General features: G+C 45.5%; 16 protein-coding genes. 5 read left to right on the forward strand and 11 right to left on the reverse strand.

Annotated elements, in window-relative coordinates; genetic code table 11:
* Positions 1-25: 25 nt before the first annotated feature.
* The 6 genes from nuoF to J7I42_RS29920 form a co-directional block, all read right to left on the reverse strand.
* Positions 26-1,300 (reverse strand): NADH-quinone oxidoreductase subunit NuoF, encoded by a 1,275-nt coding sequence (nuoF, locus tag J7I42_RS29895; RefSeq protein WP_209143217.1) that lies wholly within the window; start codon positions 1,298-1,300, stop codon positions 26-28.
* Between the two features lie 7 nt (positions 1,301-1,307).
* Positions 1,308-1,841 carry an NADH-quinone oxidoreductase subunit NuoE gene (gene nuoE, locus J7I42_RS29900; protein ID WP_209143219.1) on the reverse strand — a complete coding sequence of 178 codons (534 nt, stop codon included), beginning with the start codon at positions 1,839-1,841 and terminating at the stop codon, positions 1,308-1,310.
* A 289-nt stretch (positions 1,842-2,130) separates the two neighbouring features.
* Positions 2,131-3,879, reverse strand: a complete 1,749-nt coding sequence (gene nuoC / locus J7I42_RS29905) for an NADH-quinone oxidoreductase subunit C/D (protein ID WP_209143221.1) — start codon at positions 3,877-3,879, stop codon at positions 2,131-2,133.
* A 116-nt stretch (positions 3,880-3,995) separates the two neighbouring features.
* Positions 3,996-4,634 carry an NADH-quinone oxidoreductase subunit NuoB gene (gene nuoB / locus J7I42_RS29910; RefSeq protein WP_209143223.1) on the reverse strand — a complete coding sequence of 213 codons (639 nt, stop codon included), beginning with the start codon at positions 4,632-4,634 and terminating at the stop codon, positions 3,996-3,998.
* A 111-nt stretch (positions 4,635-4,745) separates the two neighbouring features.
* Complete coding sequence (locus J7I42_RS29915) at positions 4,746-5,192, reverse strand: NADH-quinone oxidoreductase subunit A (RefSeq protein ID WP_262898166.1); 447 nt, start codon at positions 5,190-5,192, stop codon at positions 4,746-4,748.
* Positions 5,193-5,306: 114 nt separating this feature from the next.
* The gene (locus tag J7I42_RS29920) at positions 5,307-5,780 is read right to left on the reverse strand and encodes a CBS domain-containing protein (RefSeq protein WP_209143227.1); all 474 of its coding nucleotides are present in this window, start codon (positions 5,778-5,780) and stop codon (positions 5,307-5,309) included.
* 122 nt (positions 5,781-5,902) lie between these two features.
* Between J7I42_RS29920 and J7I42_RS29925 the strand changes: the two genes are divergently transcribed.
* The 5 genes from J7I42_RS29925 (at position 5,903) to J7I42_RS29945 (ending at position 13,850) form a co-directional block, all read left to right on the forward strand.
* On the forward strand, positions 5,903-6,403 hold the full coding sequence (locus J7I42_RS29925; protein ID WP_209143229.1) for a YybH family protein: 501 nt from the start codon (positions 5,903-5,905) through the stop codon (positions 6,401-6,403).
* Between the two features lie 144 nt (positions 6,404-6,547).
* Positions 6,548-7,111 (forward strand): sigma-70 family RNA polymerase sigma factor, encoded by a 564-nt coding sequence (locus J7I42_RS29930; protein ID WP_209143231.1) that lies wholly within the window; start codon positions 6,548-6,550, stop codon positions 7,109-7,111.
* Between the two features lie 71 nt (positions 7,112-7,182).
* On the forward strand, positions 7,183-8,256 hold the full coding sequence (locus tag J7I42_RS29935) for a FecR family protein (protein ID WP_209143233.1): 1,074 nt from the start codon (positions 7,183-7,185) through the stop codon (positions 8,254-8,256).
* A gap of 153 nt (positions 8,257-8,409) precedes the next feature.
* Positions 8,410-11,943 (forward strand): SusC/RagA family TonB-linked outer membrane protein, encoded by a 3,534-nt coding sequence (locus tag J7I42_RS29940; protein ID WP_209143235.1) that lies wholly within the window; start codon positions 8,410-8,412, stop codon positions 11,941-11,943.
* 29 nt (positions 11,944-11,972) lie between these two features.
* The gene (locus tag J7I42_RS29945; protein ID WP_209143237.1) at positions 11,973-13,850 is read left to right on the forward strand and encodes a RagB/SusD family nutrient uptake outer membrane protein; all 1,878 of its coding nucleotides are present in this window, start codon (positions 11,973-11,975) and stop codon (positions 13,848-13,850) included.
* 198 nt (positions 13,851-14,048) lie between these two features.
* Here J7I42_RS29945 and J7I42_RS29950 read toward each other — a convergent pair whose 3' ends face one another.
* The 5 genes from J7I42_RS29950 to J7I42_RS29970 all read right to left on the reverse strand — a co-directional run bounded on the left by J7I42_RS29950 (position 14,049) and on the right by J7I42_RS29970 (position 17,316).
* Entirely contained in the window at positions 14,049-14,558 is a 510-nt protein-coding gene (locus J7I42_RS29950; protein ID WP_209143238.1) for an anthrone oxygenase family protein, read from the reverse strand.
* Between the two features lie 15 nt (positions 14,559-14,573).
* Complete coding sequence (locus J7I42_RS29955) at positions 14,574-15,551, reverse strand: hypothetical protein (RefSeq protein WP_209143239.1); 978 nt, start codon at positions 15,549-15,551, stop codon at positions 14,574-14,576.
* Positions 15,552-15,639: 88 nt separating this feature from the next.
* The gene (locus tag J7I42_RS29960) at positions 15,640-16,266 is read right to left on the reverse strand and encodes a hypothetical protein (protein WP_209143240.1); all 627 of its coding nucleotides are present in this window, start codon (positions 16,264-16,266) and stop codon (positions 15,640-15,642) included.
* Positions 16,267-16,325: 59 nt separating this feature from the next.
* Positions 16,326-16,628, reverse strand: coding sequence for a hypothetical protein (locus J7I42_RS29965; protein WP_209143241.1), 303 nt, complete (start codon positions 16,626-16,628; stop codon positions 16,326-16,328).
* Between the two features lie 94 nt (positions 16,629-16,722).
* The gene (locus J7I42_RS29970) at positions 16,723-17,316 is read right to left on the reverse strand and encodes a hypothetical protein (protein WP_209143242.1); all 594 of its coding nucleotides are present in this window, start codon (positions 17,314-17,316) and stop codon (positions 16,723-16,725) included.
* Positions 17,317-17,425: the final 109 nt, after the last annotated feature.

The following is a 17,425-nucleotide window of genomic DNA, read 5'->3' on the forward strand; positions in this document are numbered from 1 at the left end:
TAAAGCGACAGGTTCGGGGGCGGCATTATTCATAAGGGCACTTATGCAACGAAATATGTTTCTCAAAATCATCTTTAAAATACTTCAATGCGCTTTGCAAGGGCTCCATAGCACCGGGCGCCAGTGCGCAAAAAGTATTACCGGGCCCCAGCATATGCGTATGCATTTCCAATAGCTCCATATCAGCGGCGGTACCGCTTCCCTGCTCCAGGCTTAACAACATTTTTTCTACCCAGGGCAATCCCTCCCGGCAGGGCGTACACCAGCCACAACTTTCCTGTGCAAAAAAATGTTGCAGGTTGTGTACAAAGCCAACCGGACAGGTAGCATCATCCATCACAACCATAGTACCTGTGCCCAAACGGCTACCGGCCTTTTGCACGGAAGCAAAATCCATTTTTATATCGAGGTGTTCAGCAGTCAGGAAATCGGTTGAGGCGCCACCAGGCAACACACCTTTTAACTGATATCCGTTCTTCATTCCGCCGGCATGTTCTTCTATCAATTCCCGGATGGTTACGCCCATTGGCAGTTCCCAGCAACCAGGGTTATTTACTTTTCCACTAACACCGTATAACTTGGTGCCACTGTCTTCGCTATTACTTAATCCTTTGAACCACTCGACGCCATTATTCACTATATGCGGAATATTACAAAGCGTCTCTACATTGTTCACGATGGTGGGCTTGCCATATAAGCCACTTATTTGCGGATAAGGCGGTTTTGCTCTTGGGGTAGCCCGTTTGCCTTCAAGGGCATTTAACAAGGCGGTTTCTTCCCCACACATATAGCGACCTACACCTGTATGCAAATGCATCTCCAGACTGAAACCGCTATCCAGAATATTTTTACCCAGGAAACCAGCTTTGTAAGCTTCGTGAATACTCTTGCGCAGCAATTGAGCTGCCTTCTTATAGGCCCAACGCAAAAAGATGAACGACTCTTCGGCCTGAATGGCAAAGGCAGCCAGTATCATCCCTTCTATAAGCTGATGAGGATTGCCTTCCAGTAACAACCGGTCTTTAAAGGTACCGGGCTCCATTTCATCAGCATTGGCAATAAGGTATTTGAGGCGGGGAGCATCTTCACCCATTGGTACAACGCTCCACTTTATGCCAGTACTAAAACCGGCGCCCCCCCGGCCTTTCAGTCCGCTGTCCTTTACCAGGTCCTGCACTTCCTTTGGCGTCATACTGCTTAACGCTTTCCGTAGGGCGGAGTAACCACCCGTCATTTCATATTCCCTGATATCGAATGGCGGGCATCCCGGGTGTATATATTGTGTAAGCGGACGTTCCATATTTGTTTCAGGTATATTGTTTTAAGATGCGGTCGAGCATGTCAACGGTTATATCTTTATACAGATCATTATCTATCATCAGTGCCGGCGCATGGTCACAACAACCGAGACAGGCATTGGGCAATAGCGTGAAACACTGATCGCTGGTGGTTTCGCCAAATTTAACGTGCAGCCTTTCCTGTAATGCTTTATAAATGTCACCGTACTTCATTACATAACAGGATATGCTGTCACATACCAGGATCACATGCCGGCCAACCGGTTTCCGGAAAATAAGGTTATAAAAAGTTGCTACGCTGTCCACTTCCGCCGGACTCATTTGCAAATAGGCGGCAATAGCGCTTACACTGTCATCACTGATCCAGCCACGATGGTGCTGCACTATTTTCAAAGCTTCAATAACCGCAGCGCTTTTATGGGGCACCAGCTCTATTTCATGGTCAATGAACTGACGTTCGATGTCCGTTAAATACTGTGCAGGCTGGTGCTGCTTAGTATCTTCCTGTTTTGAGACTTTCTTATTTATATTTTGAGTTATCATATTATCGGCAATGGGCAATGGGCAATCTCCGACTAATAGCTAAACGCGCTTCGGGCAAACGGTCTCGGCTCAGCCGAGAGCAAACGGCAAACTTCTATCTCACCTTCGGATCGAACAATTCACTTGCCAACTGATCAACTTCTTACTTCCTACTTCTTACCTCCTACTTCTTACCTCCTACTTCGCTCCCTTATCAACCCTATCACCCTACTTCCTCCGTATCAACGTGTCAACCTGTCAACCCCGCAAGGCGGGGCAGGCGCTGCCTTTTCCTGATCATCTGATCAACTCACCGATCAATATCCGCCAGCACAAAATCTATACTCCCCAGTATACTTAACAGATCACTCACTGTATACCCCTTGCTGATATAGGGCACCATTTGCATATGCGGGAATGACGGAGTACGAATGCGCACCCGGTAGGCAGCCGTATTGCCATCACTTATACAGTAATAACTGTTGGCGCCTTTGGTAGCTTCAATACAACTCATAGCCTCTCCTGCCGGTATCACCGGTCCCCAGCTCACATTTAGAAAATGGGTGATGAGGGTCTCAATATCCTGCATGGTGAATTTCTTTAACGGGGGTGTTGTAAGCGGGTGGCTCGATTTATAATCACCCACAGGCATATTCCGCAAACACTGCTCAACAATACGCAGGCTTTGCCGCATTTCTTCCACGCGCACCAATGAACGATCGTAGCAATCGCCATTCTGAGCAATGGGGATATCAAAATCAAACCGCTCATAACCGCCGTACGGACGCTTTTTCCGGAAATCCCATTCAAATCCACAGGCTCTTAAACCGGGACCGGTCACCCCCCATTCAATCGCTTCTTCCAATGTATAGATACCAATACCTATAGTACGCGCTTTGAACAGGCTGTTGCGGATAACCATTTTTTCATACTCTTTGATCTTTGCGGGAAAGTACTCCACAAAATGCTGCACCAAACGTTGCCAGCCATTGGGCAGGTCCTGTGCTACGCCACCAATGCGAAACCAATTGGGATGCATTCGGCCACCACAAATGGCTTCAATGATATCGAAGATCTTTTCGCGATCGGTGAACATGTAAAACACGGGAGAAAGCTGCCCCAGGTCCTGGGCAAAAGTGCCAAACCAAACAAGGTGACTGGCAATGCGGAACAGTTCACACAACATAACGCGGATCACCATGGCCCTGTCGGGCAACTCAATGCCCGCCAGCTTTTCAACAGACAATAAATAAGCAAGGTTGTTCATTACGCCGCCCAGGTAGTCTACACGGTCGGTGTAAGGGATGTAGGTATGCCAACTTTGGCGCTCAGCCATTTTTTCGGCGCCGCGGTGATGGAAACCTATTTCAGGAATGGCATCAACAATGTCTTCGCCATTCAATTGCAGTATGATACGTAGTACGCCATGGGTGCCGGGGTGTTGCGGACCAATATTCAGGAACATAAAATCGGCATCATCGCCATGTTCCTGCAGGCCCCACTCTTCAGGTTTGAACCGGAGAGCCTCCTGTTCGCGGTCCTGTTTTTCATCATACAATCTAAATGGTCCCATTTCGGTTGCCCGTGCCGGATGATCTTTGCGCAGGGGATGTCCCTGCCAGGTGAGCGGCATTAAAATGCGGGTTAAATGCGGATGGCCATCGAAGCGGATGCCAAACATATCATACACTTCACGTTCGTACCAATTGGCATTCTTAAATATAGAAGTAATAGAGCTTACAGAAGGGTACTCGCCACGCAATGCTATTTTCAGTCTGATAAACGCATTTCGTTCAAACGAGAATAACACATAGACCACAGTAAAATCTGCCATTGGCAGTCCATTGAAGCGGTTCTTATTCCGTTCATCTATACCAAACAGATCGTATAGCATTTTAAATGGTTGGGCCACTTCTGTTTTTAGAAAGGTTATGGCCAATACGATCTTGTCCTTTGGCACCCACCACGTAAGCACCTCGTCAACGGTTTTTTGCTGGTACTGGATGTCAGCACCTATCCGCTGCTGCAACTGTTGCAATATGACATCTGGGTCATCCATACAATTGTTTGTAGTCTGTAGCCTGAAGTTTGTAGTTCTTATATTCGGTCTCTCCGAGTTTTTGCAGTCCTCCTGAAATGGAAAACCACAAAAAAGAACAACAAACCACAAACCACCTATATTTCGTCAGCGCTCTTAAAATCTACCATATTCATTCTTGCATCGCGTTTTGCTTCTTTCATAGAGGTTAGGTTCGGCTTAATAACGCCCTGCTCACCGATCATCCAGCTTAACGGTCGTTTTTCTTTTCCCACGGCATCGGCCAACAATACCAGCCCCTGCATAAACGCATCGGGCCGTGGTGGACAGCCGGGCACATATACATCCACCGGTAAAAATTTATCAACGCCCTGCACTACACTATATATATCGTACATACCGCCGCTGTTGGCACAACTGCCCATCGAGATCACCCAGCGAGGTTCCATCATTTGCTCGTGTAACCGTTTTATTATAGGTACCATTTTTATAAATACAGTACCTGCGATCACCATTACATCCGCTTCGCGTGGCGTACCGCGGATCACTTCAGCACCAAAGCGGGCCACATCGTACTTACTGGTAATACTGGTGGCCATTTCAACAAAACAGCAGCTTAACCCAAAGTGAAAAGGCCACATGGAATTTTTTCGTCCCCAGGCCACCAGGCTTTGCACAGAAGTAAGCATAATACTTTGACTAACCGCTTCCTCCATACTGCCGGTACCGGAAAAATTACCGGTTGCATCATTCGTTTTACTTAACCACCATTTCATAGTTTATAGTTCAAAGTTTTAAGTTCTATGATCTATAAGTCTAAGTTCATTTGCCATTGGCTACCGGTTGCCGGACACCAGGTACCGGACCTGAGCGCAGCGAAGGACCGGTCATTGCCGATTGCCGATTGCCGATTGCCGACTCGTCAACTCCCTATACCTCCTCAATATCTTCTTCCCATCAACCCCTATATCAAGTGCTCCAATTCCCCATTCATAGATCAATACGACTACCAGCTGGCCAATAAAAATAGCCACACCGGCATACCCATACCAGCCCAGTTCATAAAAGCCCAGCGCCCATAATATAATGAACACAGCTTCTACATCAAAGATCACAAACAACATGGCAACAAGGTAAAACTGAGCAGAGAAACGAAGACGGGCAGAACCACTTTGTTCGATACCTCCCTCGTATGGTTTATCGGTAGCGCGGTCGTGGTGATGTTGACCTAACATATAAGAAAGGAAAAGAATGGCAACAAGCAGGACAAACACTATTCCTGCGTACAATAGCAACGGCCATAATTGATTACTATGGATATTATTTCCCGGCATAACATAATACTTCCTGGAGGAAGTCTATGACACGCATAAACATCCCCATATGAATAAAACCAAATGCACCAGGCCATACTGCCTCACTAGTACGATCAAAAAGGGTTAGTTGCTCTAACTGGTAATGTAATGTTCGAGGTGTTGAATGATGAAATCCTTCTGATCGATGATATGTTTTACCAGATCACCGATTGAAATGAGTCCAACCAATTCATTGTCTTCGAGCACAGGTAAATGACGGATATGCTTATCTGTCATTAATTGCATGCAGTAGTCGATCTTAGTATCAGGAGTTACAAACACCGGGCTTTCGGTCATAATATCCATTACCCTGGTCTCTCTTGAGGATCTTCCTTTCAATATTACTTTGCGGGCGTAGTCACGTTCTGTAAAAATACCATCCAGTTTACCACATTCTTCCAAAACAACCAGGGAACCGAGATTCTTCGACTCCAGTGTTTCCAAAGCTTCGTATACGGAGCTCTCCGGATTTACCGTGTATACTACATGTCCTTTGATTTGCAGTATATCTTTTACCGTATCCATGGTAATAGTTTTAAGAGCTGTTTGTACTGTTAAGTTATTCATTTTTTATTAAATAAAAAATTTATCCCTAAACGAGGCAAAAAGAACAGATAACAATGATCAAAATCAGATAATGTGCTACCCGTCGACATTTAAAAGCCATTACCTTAGTAAAAAATACCAACATGAAAAAGTATCACTTCCTCCTCATAACAGGTTTCATCTACTACATCACGTCTTGTCAGCAGGCCGGTACTGAAAAAACTACCAATGAAAAAATGAGCGACACTACTGCGGCCTTTGACCTTGGCAAAGCCAAGGAATGGATAGAAAGTGATAACAGGAAATTTGAAGAAGAGATGAAAAAGGGCGACTCAAATGCACTGGCTGCTCACTATGCAGATAACGCCTGGTTCATGTCAAGCAACCAGGAACCTGTAAAAGGCAAAGACATTGCAGGCGCGTGGGGCGCTGGCATCAGATCTGGGTTAAAAGAAATAAAACTCACCACCGTTGATCTGGTTGGCAATGCGGAACTGCTGGTAGAGACTGGCCTGTATGAAGCAATTGGCAATACTAATAAAACACTCGACAAAGGCAAGTATATAGTAGTATGGAAACCTGAAAACGGTGGCTGGAAAATTTATCGCGATATCGGCAACAGTAATGTGCCTTTGAAGAAGTAATACAGTCCTATATTTCAATAATATCGTTCCTGGTAATAGCGGATATTTCCCCGGTTCCGGTAATATTTTAAGCAAAATCGTTTTTTATCTGCTAAAAAACACATACATTCAGAGTAAATTAGTAGTAAACCCTTTCCTGATCTTATGCGTGCCAGCTCTACCTCACATAGAGAAAATGAAATCTCCCTGCAACGGGATGGCATAGCTGCCTTTGAAACGCTGTACAAAAAATACTGGTACCAGCTTTATTGTGTAGCCTTTAAATATACCAGCTCAGCACCCGACGCGGAGGAATTGGTGCAAAACCTGTTTGAGAAAATATGGCGTAACCGGGCATCGCTGCATGTAAATAACTGGGGCGCTTTTCTTACAGTCTCCTTACGAAATAGCGTAATCGATTTTCACCGAAAGCAGTTGTTAAAGAATAAATTCCTGAAGAATTATCAACCCCTGTCAGCCATCAACTCCCTGGAAGAAGAACTAGACCAGGAGCAGTTACTGGTGCTCATAGAACATCATCTGCACGAACTGCCCGAAAAAACGCAGACCATATTCAAATTAAGCCGTTATGAGCATAAGTCTGTAAAAGAAATTGCCGGCCATATGCAACTCACTGAAAAAGCAGTTGAATATCATATTACACGGTCGCTCAAACTGCTGCGCCAGCATTTGCATAATTATTTGAACACTTATTTTACGCTTTTATAAACCGCAATAAAATATTTCACTACCCCTTTAGGGTTCGACACCCTCCCTACGTCATATAATAAACACCGTAATTGAGCCAATCGAACTTTGATCGCTTATTACAGAAATATCTGGCAGGCCAGTGCACCGAAGAAGAGGAAAAGCTGGTGCTGGAATGGTACGAACAGATGGTGCATAACAGCGACCTGCATTTATCAGACGGCGAAAGATCGTTGATAGAAGCCAGAATGTGGCAGGCTATTCAAACCAACCTACAGTTAACCGCAGCGGATGCTGCCCCAACGAAAATAAGACAGTTAACCGCACGCACCTGGTTTCAGCTAAGCGCAGCCGCAGTTGTTACCGGATTGATTGCCACCGCTGTATTATTATATTGGTATCAACCGGCCAGGAATCAATCATTGGTAGCCATAGCCAGCAAGGAAAACTATGATAGCCTGGTGAATGAAACCAATATCGATCGCAGGGTCCAACTAACAGATAGCACCCTGATCACCCTACAACCTGGCGCCAGGCTGTATTATCCTTTGGTCTTTACCGGAACTACCCGGGAGGTATTCCTAAAAGGCAGTGCATTTTTTAACGTGTATCATAACCCGGCCAAACACTTTAAAGTGCACCTGAACAATGGTTTAACAACTGAGGTACTGGGCACCAGTTTTCATATAACACAACATACAGACCAGAATACAGAGGTAGCGGTTGTAACCGGGAAGGTGCTTGTATACCGGCAGCAGGTACCAAAAGAAAAGCATGGGCAGGAAAACGCAGCAGGTATACTATTGACCCGTAATAAAAAAGTCACTTATAATGCCGTCTCCAATCTGCTGATCACCGGCATTGTCGACGATCCGAAACCCCTGGCGAAAACAGCCCGGCAACAGGGGCCCAGTAACCAAACATCAGTACCTTCTTTTGTTTTTGAAGAAGCATTGTTACAGGATGTATTACAATCATTGAGCGACGCCTATGGCATTCTGATCAAACCAGAGACCGAACAACTGGGCCACCGCCATTTTCACGGCGACATTTCAAAGTATAGCCTTTTTTCGCAGCTGGAATATATCTGTAAAACAACACAAACCTCTTACGAGATAAACGGCTCGCAAATAATCATAAAAGAAACCAGAACTGGCAATCCATAACACGACCGTAATTATTTATCACTAAAATCTGTTAATCCGGCAATACCGGACCTCCCGCGGTATATGTAGCGCTGCATAATGCGGCAGGGCCTGCTATTGCCATACATCAGACCAACAACTGCAAAATATCTTATTGTTCTAAAAATCTTTACTATGAGAAAAAAACGATTGCACCTGATCATTGCCCGCCTCCTATTGTGGCAACTGTCGCTTATCATTACCTGCAGCAATACCGTGCAGGCAAATGCGCAAAACATCCTGGAGAAAAAGATCACGCTTAGCATGGAACAGGTAGAAGTAAAAAAAGTACTTCGGGAAATTCAACGCCAAACAGGTGTTGCCTTTATTTACAGCAGCGACATGATCAACCTGAACAAAAAGGTTTCCTGCAAACTGATCAACAGGAAACTCGCAGAGCTGTTCACCACGGTATTAACACCCATTGGTATTTATTTCAACGTTATAGATGAAAAACAGATCCTTCTGTACAATGCACCTGCGGAGCAAAAAAAAACAGCAGAGAAGGTCATATCCGATGCAACATCCCCCCCATTGATCATAGGCGGTCAGGTTTTAAACGATAAAGGATTGCCATTGCCGGGTGTATCTGTTATGGTGCGTGGCGCTTCCATTGGCACTACCACCGACCGGGATGGGCGTTTTACCATAACGGTCCCGTATGCAGAAGCAACCATTGTATTTTCATTTATAGGGTATCAGTCGCAGGACGTTTCATTGCAGGGCCGCACCGCACTGGCAGTTACCCTAAAAGAAGATGCGCAAAACCTGAAAGATGTAGTGGTGGTTGGATATGGCACCCAAAAGAAAATGACCGTAACCGGCGCTGTGGCGGCCATTTCATCGCGCGAGCTGCAGCAAAGCCCCACGGCCAATTTAACCAATGCACTGGCCGGACGCTTGCCCGGACTGAATGTTAACCAGTTTTCCGGCGGCGAACCGGGTGTAGACATCAGCGATATTTACATCCGCGGCATTGGTACTTATGGTAATGCAAGACCTATTGTGATCGTGGACGGCGTAGAACGTTCCTTAAACTATTTAAGCGCCGATGAAATTGAAAGCTTCACCATACTCAAAGACGCCTCAGCAACCGCCGTATTTGGCGTTCGTGGCGCTAATGGGGTGATCGTTATTACTACCAAACGAGGAAAAGCATCTGAAAAAGCCACGCTTAACTTTAAGATCTCTGATGGCGTCAATACGCCCATTCACTTTCCCGAATACCTCGGTTCCGCCGATTATGCCATGCTGTTCAACGAGGCCAAAATAAATGACAATCCGGGGGTATCCCCTTCCACCCTGAACCTGTTCACTCCCGAACAAATCGACAATCTCCGCCGCGCCAAAGGCGACAATTCTGACGGACTGGGTTACAATATCAATTACTTCGATTACGCCTTTAAACCAGGTATTCAACAGGATTACAGCTTAACCATCCAGGGCGGCAGCAACAGGGCACGGTATTTTATCATGGGCAATTACTTTCAGCAGAATGGGAACTATAAACATACGGCAAACGATGCCTATAAGACCCAGGCCATTTTTAAACGGTATAACTTCCGGTCGAATATAGATGTTGACATCACCAACTCCCTGTATGCCTCGCTTATCCTGGGTGCCCGCATTACCGATCGTAATGCACCGGGCACTACCGCCAACCGGGTAATTGAAATTGCCAATACCCAACCTCCTATTTACCCCATCATACTCGAAAGCAACGAGGACCCCGGCAACAAAGCCTACAATGTAAAATTCCCCAATGGCATGCTCTTTGGCACGCAGACCTATCGCTTTAATATGCTGGGCGAATTGTCAAAGACCGGTTATCTCGATCAGCGGGATAATTATCTCGATGGTTCCTTTATTATGGGGTACAAACTCGATGCGCTCACCAAGGGACTAAAACTGGAAGGTATGTTTTCGTATGACCGGCAAGGTGGATACTGGATCACCCGTTCCGTTCCCACCGAATCGCAGGGTTACCGCGTATATCCCGGTTATGCAACGTTTTATCCCAATGAAGGCGTGGATGTGTACATGAAAGGCGGCCACTATACCGGGTTATACGGCAGTCCGCGCCGTACAACCGACAATACGCTGGGGAACAGCTATTCACGGGATGATGATGTTGGCCGTACTTACTATCAACTCAAGCTCGATTATGTAAGATCATTCGGCAAACACAACGTGTCGGGTCTGATGCTGGCCAACCGGTCTATCAGGATAAAAAATAATGAAGTACCATTCTGTTACCAGGGGATCTCCGGCCGTGTTACCTATAACTACGATCAGCGGTACCTGGCTGAGGTTGATATGGGTTTTAACGGGTCAGAGAATTTTGCACCTGGCCGCCGGTATGGTAAATTCCCGGCAGCTTCCCTGGGCTGGGTTGCCAGCAATGAACCATTCATGCAAGCGACCCAGGGTTGGCTTGACATGCTAAAGATCAGAGGTTCCTACGGACTGGTAGGCAATGATCAGGCAGGTTCCAATCCCAGTGATAACCGATTTGGTTACCTGCAGTTTTATAACAACTCCGGCGATGCCTATAACTTCGGCACCCAAAACAACAATAACCCTGGTGGCATTCGTCCGGGCCGGCTGGCCAATCCATTGCTAACCTGGGAAAAAGCACGCAAGATCAATATGGGTGTTGATATGGAATTTATGAACAGGCGATTGACCATTACGGTTGACCTGTTTCACGAACACCGGTATGATATCATTACCGACCTCAGTGGTTCCGACAAACAGGGTTTCCCATCACTCGTAGGCACCAGTGCGCCATTGATAAATGCCGGTATTGTAAACAATAAAGGAATTGATTTTGAGATAACCTGGAGCGATAAAATAGGTAGTTATTTCACTTACACCGTGCGACCCAATTTCTCTTATGCCCGTAACAAGATCAAATACCAACGCGAAGTGGCCCGGAACTATCCCTGGCAATACCGTACCGGTTTACCGGTAGGGCAACCCTTTGTTTATATCTTCAATGGGTTTATAAACAGCCAGAAAGAAGCCGATGAGCTGAATCAAATGAATAATGGTACCGGGTTTCAAAAATGGGGGACCGTTTTACCTGGTGATGTAACTTATGTTGACATAGACGGGGATGGTCAGATCACCGACTTAAACGACCGCATCCCGAAAGGTTACCCACGCGTACCTGAGATCCAGTATGGTATTCCTATCAGTTGCCGCTATAAATCGATTGACGTGAGCATCCTGCTTCAGGGGGCCACCCATACTTCATTATTACTCGGCGGGCCAGCTACTTATGATTTTCCTCTTTATCAGAACGATGAAGTAGGTAAAGTAAAACCCATGCACCTGCAACGCTGGACGCCAGAAACAGCCGCTTCTGCCAAATATCCGGCCTTGCATTACGGCAAATACGACAACAATAAACAATATTACAGCAGCCTTTTCCTGTACAACGCGCAATACCTGCGGCTAAAGAACTTTGAGATCGGTTATTACCTGCCCTCCAAATGGATGAAACGTGCAGGTCTGCAAAGGACCCGGTTATACGTTCAGGGTATGAATATGATAACCTTCGATAAACTTAAAACAGTAGATGTGGACCCCGAAACCAATGACGCCAATGGCAACTGGTACCCTATTATGAAAGTGGTGAATTTCGGGATTGATATTACACTGTAGGAAAATGAATGAGAAGTAAAATATTTATTATGAAAACAAGAACCATTACTACATATATAATCCTTGCGCTACTGCTAACAGCCTGCAAGAAAGATTTTCTCGATCGCAAACCCGATGACCAGATGACCGAGCAACAGGTTTTTGCCGATTATGAAAAAGTAAACAAAATGATCACCGATCTATATGGTGATCTGCATTCCCGCGCCCGCGGCCTGGCTTTTCTGCAACACTTTTCCCTGAGTGCCATTACGGATGAATGCCGCGGATCAACTGTTGAGAACGGACAATCGCGCACGTTCAATACCGGGGGATGGAACGCCAATGACCAACCGGGATCAGGCTATAAATGGGCCGATATTTACTCCACCATCAGGATAGCAAATTTGATCATAACAGGCATAAGAATCTATAATACGCCCGACAATCCGCTAAACGCGGGCGATCTAAGCATTCGTTTGGGCGAGACCTATTTCATGCGTGCATACTACCATTACCTGGCAGCCCGGCTGTATGGCGAGATCCCCTATATCGATCACCTGGTTGATCCCAATGGCGATCTGGCGATTCCACAGGAAGCATTTCATACTGTAGTAGAAAAGATCTGCGCCGATTGCGATTCTGCCTTAGCGCTGTTACCAGTAAACCAAACCGACCCGCAATTTGCCAGAGTGGAAAAAGGCACCGCCCTTGCCTTAAAAGCCATTGTACGCTGGATGGCCGCTACCCCACTCTACAATGGTGGCGTGCTGGCCAATGATACCAGGATTGGGGCAGCCAGTTACAGCACCCGCAACAACCAACGCTGGGAGGCAGCACGCGACGCCGCCAAGGCCGTATTAGACCTGAAATCAACAAATGGGAAACCTCGCTACAGCCTGTATACCAATTATGGGCCTACCGATTTTGTTTCAGGCAGCAATAACAAAGTATATACCCGTTTGTATCAACTCTTCTATGATTTCAATGCATTTACAACGGAAGCCATTTTTATGAACATGAATGATAAATACGAAGCCTGGCAGGGAGATAACTATCCGCCATCAGAAGGCGGCGGCTCGCGTCAGCAACCGGTACAGGAACAGGTTGACGAATATGAATACATCGCGCCTGATGGGTATGGTTATCCGATCTATGATGCGCGTGCCATTGGCGATGGATACGACGACTCGAATCCATATGAAGGTATCAAACGCGATCCACGACTATACCGGGATGTTATTTACAACGGCGCCACCTTTCGCAATTCAGTAAAAAATACGGCCACCGGGTCCGACAAGATCGGCGCTACCAACTCCACCACCACCGGTTATTTTCTACGTAAATTTTATCGGGAAGATTACCGGCCTGGCAATGGCGTTGGTTTTCAAATACATTACCCGCTCATCCGGCTACCAGAGATCATGCTTATCTATGCAGAAGCGTTAAATGAAACCGGCGGCTCAACCGATGACATCATCAACCTGCTCAACAGCATCAGGCAACGATCGTTTATGGCGCCGGTACCACCTGCTATAATAGGCGACAAAGTAAAAACCAATGAATATATTCAACGGGAACGCCGGGTAGAATTCTTTTATGAGAACAAACGCTGGTTCAATACGCGTTTATACCTGGAACCCAGCAGCGCCAAAGAATTGGCCCGGGAACAGTCGTGGCAGGCAGCAGGTGGCGATAATGATACCCGTTCTCAGAAATACTGGCCGTATCCCAAATGTCAACGAATGGTAAATGGAATGAAACCAGTGGAGGACCCCAATGGAAAAATAAATATCGGTGGAAAGAAATACAGTATGCAACGTTTTTATGTAGCGACCTGGGTATTTGTGGCGCCTACTCATTTCTTCTTCCCCATTATGCAGGATGAACTAACAAAAGATCCTGCCTTAAAACAGGCTCCCGGTTGGTAGAGAGCACCGACTGGTTACGCAGACATAAGGCTGACCTGTAAGGTTCGTCATTGGGTCTTAAACGATTAAGCTGATCAATCGAACCTGACAGGTCAGTCTTATGAATAATGTAGACCTGTCAGAGCCTGTCCCGCTTTGCGGGATGCAACTGAACCATCTATTAATGCAAGCTCAAATGATGCACCTTACAGGTCAGTCTTACTCTATTTTAGTAGCCCCCTGTTTGACAATACAGGCCAGCAATACCAGCACCAGGGCAATGGCATTGGCCATTGTTCGGATAGCATGTAACTGGTTCCAGGGTTTTTCGAACAAAGTGCGTTGTTGCTTCAGCGCTTCTGCTGAAACAGAATGGATCTGCATGGCGTCCAGCGCATTGTTCAGGGGCACGTTGCCGAAGATGGTAACCCCGAACGTTCCCACTCCATACACCAACGTAGCACCCAGTAATAAATAAAAACGAAGCGGTATTGAAGGAGCATACTGCAACCAGGTACAGACCGGCAACAAGACCAGGGTGCCCATAAAGCTCATAAAGAAAACTGGATTCAGGATCTCCCGGTTGATCGATTGCATGGCCAGGAGATAGTTGGCATCGCTTAATTTACCCAGTCCCGGGTTTACCGAACAGGAATAAGCATAAAAAAGACCGGCAATAAGCGCTGTTGTGAATGCGGTAGCCAACAAAACGAGGTTTGCGAATGTCATAAGGGTGGTTTTATATTATTGTAATTGAAAATACTTTTTAATTAAAGCAAGGGCTTGCTCATCAACTATCGTAGTTCCGGTGCGGGGCATACTGCCTTTCGCCATCAGGCTCACAATACGTTTATTCTTTGCAACAATGCGCGTATCCGGCAACGGTATTTCCCAGGCAAACCGAACCGCCGACCGGGCACAGGACCCCGCATCGCTGTGGCAATGGGCACAGTTCACATCCAGGTAAGCCCGTACCCTGTCCTGGAGAGCATACTTTTCATTCTGCCAGGCAGGTAATGCAGCAAATTGTTCCGGATCAATAGCATCCGTAATACCTGCTTCATACAGATATTGCAACTGATTGATGGACCTGTTATTCCGCTCTACTGTCCTATTCAGGTTGCGCACTTTTAGCCCGATGGGCATAAGCGTATTATTGGTATTGTGACAAGACGCGCAATCCCTGACGCCAGGAATACGATAGGAAATTTTTCTTACAACCGACTTTTCATCTATCCAGGTAACAGCCACGTTTGATCCACCTGTGGCGAGTATAGCATCGTTTTGTTCAGGGTTCCATACATAGGTGCCCGCCACCCACTGGTTGTTACGTTTGATCAACAGCCGGGTCTCTATCAGTCGTTTACCTTTTGTGTCTCTTTTATCATTGTAGTAATAGAAGGTTTTAACCAGGATGGTACCATCGGGGAAGAGTGGCAATCCATCATTTACTACGGTAATGGTTTTACCTGCCGGTATTTTGATAAGCCGTTGTTTTTCGGCATAATCAGTGAACAGACCGGTGGCCAGTTCATATAACTGAAAACCATTACCCGGTCTAAGTTGAACCGGATCGCCAGTAAAAATATTATAATCTGACAGCCTGGGCAGTAGCAGCATCGAAGCATTGGTCCCCCTGCCATACATCGAATTTCCGGGCAAAAAGGAGCCGCCTGCAAAAATGAAAATCAACACGGTGCCGACGGTTATAATTCGGTTCATAATAAAGACGATTATTATTGAACTCAAAATTATACCGGCCCGTCAGGGGAAAATAGAACAAAACCGACACGGGTTACAGTAACGGTGGTTAATAATTTTTCTCTACCAGCTCTGTAAATTTAAATTTACCATCAGCTTCAATTTTAGCAGTCTTCACCATCGTGTATTTCCGCATGGTTTCTGGTTTAGGACCATTATCATCGCATTCGCAAGTTTTTATGGAATCAGCCGAATAAATGGAGAGCTCTTTACTGATACTGATCGTTTGATTGCATTCCCAGCAACAATCAGAACCACAACCGGCTGCCGTCAGCCCACCTTCACTTATCTTTTCTCCTTTTTTGGTATAAGTGACTAACACAGGGCAATAATCATCAGCAGGAGATAACCAGATGAGTTTATAACTATTGGCTGTGTCCGCCAATAATCCATAAGCATATAACCTGTATATCGATGTATCGGTACCTGGCGCCGTTATGTAGTTGGTGTCCTTTCCGTACAAAAGGGGCAAATTATTAATATCGCCTAATTCCATTGGTCTGATCGTCAAAGGCAGCTGTAACAACCTGAACTTGCTCATAAAAGCTTTGAAATAAGGGTCAACGGGCGTTTCTGCAGGAATGGCTACATCGGCTATTATCTGTTTTTCTGCCGCAGGTTTTGAATTACAGGCCGCCAACAGTAAGGCTGCCCATAACAGAGGGGTTGTTTTCATATTGTAACAGAAATTAATGCAGACTGTAAGATATAAAAAACGACCAACATTTCGCAATCTTACCGGTCACCATACCGCATCCAGGAATTTAAATTGAGTTTCCCGTTTGAGACAGTAATGGTCTTATTGGTTACGCTATCCCGAAATTGAATATTGAATGTAGCGGTCAATTTTCTATTCACGGAATCTATACTTAACACATTTAACTCACCCGATACGGTGTGCCATTTAACATCATCTATCAGGGCCAGGAAGCTCCCCGAATCAATGTCTTTAATATTGTCCCCACTGTTTTTATGGCAACTGCCTATAACAAGCAATAGGGCAGAACAGAACAAGGTGCAGGTAAGGTGTTTTAACATACAAACAGGATTAGGTTTTTTAAAGTTAACCTGATTTATACAAATAAAAAAGGACCCCGTTTGAGGTCCTTTACTTTATATCACGAATACCTTATTACAATTTGCTTCTTTCAATTTCACGAACTGCATCTGTGAATTGCAAAACAGCTCCCTCTTCATTTTGGTAGACCATGAATATTTCATTATTAAAAAACCAAACATTAAAAGGGCTTAAACTTTCTGAAGCAGGCCAGAATGATACATGGCAGATCCCATATTTATTCTCGATATATGAGTTCATAGCTAAAAAATCTGTTTCTCCATCTATAGCTTTACCCCCTTGTTGGTATGATGCGAATGATACTGTGAATAATTCTTCTTTATAAAAGAATGGAACTATCCTACAATTGATCTTACTTTCATTTCCAGTTTTACCAGTATTAAGGACGTAACAATAACATTTTTCAAGGTCATCAAAGTAGATGGTGCTATCGGCTTCCAGTTCTTTGAATTTGCGTTTCACCTCATCCCGGTTCATGCCAAACCTGAAATTCAATAAAGTGGTATCGGTTTTTTGAGTAGAAGCCGCTGCCTGGTCCCTCAAAATTATAAAAGCTCCTAAGGTAGTTCCTTTTGTCGCCTTCGGTTTACAGGAAAAAAAGGAGATGATAAGAATTGCTGTAATAAGTTTCAAGGAAGGTTTATTCATTTGGATACGATTGCTATAAACGAAAAAAGGACCACATTACTCTGATCCTTTTCTGGCGTGGGAGTTGATCCCGCCGCGCGGGAAACCGCCGACCCTCCCGATTGTAAAT

Source organism: Niastella soli, from assembly GCF_017742245.1.
Classification (GTDB): domain Bacteria; phylum Bacteroidota; class Bacteroidia; order Chitinophagales; family Chitinophagaceae; genus Niastella; species Niastella soli.

Excerpts from the sequence above, each read along its gene's own strand:
- nuoF (WP_209143217.1), bottom strand. The coding sequence starts at position 1,300 with ATGGAACGTCCGCTTACACAATATATACACCCGGGATGCCCGCCATTC.
- nuoE (WP_209143219.1), bottom strand. The coding sequence starts at position 1,841 with ATGATAACTCAAAATATAAATAAGAAAGTCTCAAAACAGGAAGATACT.
- nuoC (WP_209143221.1), bottom strand. The coding sequence starts at position 3,879 with ATGGATGACCCAGATGTCATATTGCAACAGTTGCAGCAGCGGATAGGT.
- nuoB (WP_209143223.1), bottom strand. The coding sequence starts at position 4,634 with ATGAAATGGTGGTTAAGTAAAACGAATGATGCAACCGGTAATTTTTCC.
- J7I42_RS29915 (WP_262898166.1), bottom strand. The coding sequence starts at position 5,192 with ATGCCGGGAAATAATATCCATAGTAATCAATTATGGCCGTTGCTATTG.
- J7I42_RS29920 (WP_209143227.1), bottom strand. The coding sequence starts at position 5,780 with ATGAATAACTTAACAGTACAAACAGCTCTTAAAACTATTACCATGGAT.
- J7I42_RS29925 (WP_209143229.1), top strand. The coding sequence starts at position 5,903 with ATGAAAAAGTATCACTTCCTCCTCATAACAGGTTTCATCTACTACATC.
- J7I42_RS29930 (WP_209143231.1), top strand. The coding sequence starts at position 6,548 with ATGCGTGCCAGCTCTACCTCACATAGAGAAAATGAAATCTCCCTGCAA.
- J7I42_RS29940 (WP_209143235.1), top strand. The coding sequence starts at position 8,410 with ATGAGAAAAAAACGATTGCACCTGATCATTGCCCGCCTCCTATTGTGG.
- J7I42_RS29945 (WP_209143237.1), top strand. The coding sequence starts at position 11,973 with ATGAAAACAAGAACCATTACTACATATATAATCCTTGCGCTACTGCTA.
- J7I42_RS29950 (WP_209143238.1), bottom strand. The coding sequence starts at position 14,558 with ATGACATTCGCAAACCTCGTTTTGTTGGCTACCGCATTCACAACAGCG.
- J7I42_RS29955 (WP_209143239.1), bottom strand. The coding sequence starts at position 15,551 with ATGAACCGAATTATAACCGTCGGCACCGTGTTGATTTTCATTTTTGCA.
- J7I42_RS29960 (WP_209143240.1), bottom strand. The coding sequence starts at position 16,266 with ATGAAAACAACCCCTCTGTTATGGGCAGCCTTACTGTTGGCGGCCTGT.
- J7I42_RS29965 (WP_209143241.1), bottom strand. The coding sequence starts at position 16,628 with ATGTTAAAACACCTTACCTGCACCTTGTTCTGTTCTGCCCTATTGCTT.
- J7I42_RS29970 (WP_209143242.1), bottom strand. The coding sequence starts at position 17,316 with ATGAATAAACCTTCCTTGAAACTTATTACAGCAATTCTTATCATCTCC.